This is a genomic window from Jannaschia seosinensis (assembly GCF_001408515.1).
Classification (GTDB): Bacteria; Pseudomonadota; Alphaproteobacteria; order Rhodobacterales; family Rhodobacteraceae; genus Jannaschia; species Jannaschia seosinensis.
This window is the reverse complement of sequence record NZ_CYPR01000138.1, coordinates 1-1,991: the sequence shown is the minus strand read 5'-3', so window position 1 is coordinate 1,991 and position 1,991 is coordinate 1. Positions and strand designations below refer to the sequence as shown.

At 62.2% G+C, this 1,991-nt stretch carries 3 protein-coding genes; 1 reads left to right on the top strand and 2 read right to left on the bottom strand.

The features are described 5' to 3' along the window. The coding region (locus tag JSE7799_RS21050) for a transposase (RefSeq protein ID WP_370736653.1) at positions 1-605 on the top strand (605 nt) is incomplete at its 5' end. Between the two features lie 268 nt (positions 606-873). On the opposite strand, the gene JSE7799_RS10450 is transcribed toward JSE7799_RS21050, so the two are convergent. Together JSE7799_RS10450 and JSE7799_RS10445 are read right to left on the bottom strand one after the other, a co-directional pair. Further along, positions 874-1,506 (bottom strand): hypothetical protein, encoded by a 633-nt coding sequence (locus tag JSE7799_RS10450; RefSeq protein ID WP_055663555.1) that lies wholly within the window; start codon positions 1,504-1,506, stop codon positions 874-876. Positions 1,507-1,544: 38 nt separating this feature from the next. Continuing rightward, a partial coding sequence (locus JSE7799_RS10445; protein WP_144431654.1) for an ATP-binding protein occupies positions 1,545-1,991 on the bottom strand: 447 nt, incomplete at its 5' end.

Genomic DNA, 1,991 nt, shown 5'->3' with positions numbered 1-1,991 from the left:
AGTTCATCGGCCAGGAATGGTTCACTTTTCTCGTCGAGCAGGAGATCCCCTTCGCGATCCGCATGAAGGAGGGCCAGATAGTCCGTACCAACGGCCGCGAGCTGAACCTGCGCTCCCTGCTGTCACGGTGCAGGGGTGTGCGGGGCTTCACGGCCGTCCTGCCTGGCAGAGCGAGTCACCCCGACCTCAAGCTCCACTTCGGTGCGCGCCGTATCAAGGGCAACGAGCTTCTCGTGGTGGCTTCGCCCTATCCAGCCACTGGCGCGCACATCCTGCGGCAGTACAAGAAGCGCTGGCTCATCGAGTGCCTGTTCGCCGACAGCAAGACGCGGGGGCTGAACCTGGAGGACACCCGCCTGACGCTCGCGTCCAAATTGTCTCTGCTCATCGCCATAACCGCTATTGCCATCGCCCTCATCTGCCGTGCTGCAGCCCAGCTCATGGGACACAAATACCCCGCCCGGAAGAAGCACGGATACTGCTCGAAATCCTGGTTCCGGACCGGCTTCGATGAGGTCCGACGATGGATGCGGTCCGGTCCCGAAAGCCCTCTCGTCGCCCGAAATCTCGTCGTCCCGAGACGGCTGCGGGTGGGAGTCGTGTAGTCTGAGGATACCGCGTAACCGTGCGCACCCTCGCTTGATTTAATTGGATAAAATGACGCGGATGCGCTCAAAGGGTTGCGCGATGTTCGCCCATAACCTTGCGCGTTCCGCCGACAATATTGCGCATCGGCGTGGCCGAAAATGTCAGCGATCCTCGTCATCATCATGCGTCGAATTTGCCGAGCCGTCCAGTCGATAGAAACGCCAACGGCCGCCAAGGCATCCCTTGACGGCTATTGTTGAAATAGTGCCCGAGCGACGGCTTCGGTCAGGTCGGTGAGAACGCCATCATCCGCGCAATGTCGCCGGTCCGGATCAGATGCCCCCGGGAAGAGTTCCCTGCTGGCTGCGACCCTACCGAGGTGATTCCGCGATCGGCGAACGAAGCGAGGAGCTTTCTGGAGGTGGTCTTTCCTTCCTTCGCCATGTCCGAAACCACTTGGAACTCACGCCGGAAACGCGAGAGCGCATCTTCGGAAATCTGCCAGACGTCGAACGATCCTCGCTTCCCCCTTTTGGCCTGGAGCAAGCCCAACTCACACCATCCGGTGACACATTCCGGCTTCCACCCAGAGAACGCTGCCACGTCTCCCGCAGTCCATGCCCTCGCGCCGCCATGTCGCTGCAACAGAACAGCGATCTCCGCTTCGCTGAACTGGGCATCGCCAAGGCTGCTGGTTTCATCGAACTTCAGGGGTCGAAGCTCCTGGTTAGCGATGAGGCGATAGATCTTCAGGATCGCCGTCCGGTCGGTGGTTCTACGCAGGTTGATCTTGCGAAAAGCGACCATGCCTGTCAACGGCGGAGTAAAAACCGGCCACGCGGCGGCGCAAAACCAGGCCAGCGACAGGGCGCCAAGCGCCATGGCGCGCGCGCTTGCCGCATAGCTGGCGCGTGCCATGGCGCATTGGCCCGCAGGGCCAATCCTGTGGCGGGTGATCAGGTTCTGGCTTGGGCCTTTCGGGCGCGGCTTTGGCCGAGCCGATAGCTGTCGCCGTTCATCTCGAGGATGTTGACGTGGTGTGTCAGCCTGTCGAGCAGTGCGCCGGTCAGGCGTTCGGTGCCGAAGGTTTCGGTCCATTCGTCGAACGGCAGGTTGCTGGTGATCATCGTGGAGCCGCGCTCATAGCGCTGCGAGATCAGCTCGAACAAGAGCTCTGCGCCGGTCTTGCTCAGCGGCACGAAGCCCAGTTCGTTGATGATGAGCAGCTTGCCGGCGGCCTGCTGCTTTTGCAGGCGGAGCAGNCGGCGCTCGTCGCGCGCCTCCATCAGCTCGTTGACTAGGGTCGCGGCGGTGGTGAAGCTGACCGACAGCCCTTTCTGGCAGGCGGCCAACCCCAGCCCGAGGGCAACATGGGTCTTGCCCGTGCCGCTCGGNCCGAGGGC

What these genes read in the sequence shown, in the direction of transcription:
- JSE7799_RS10450 (WP_055663555.1), bottom strand. Translation starts at nt 1,506, where the DNA reads ATGGCACGCGCCAGCTATGCGGCAAGCGCGCGCGCCATGGCGCTTGGC.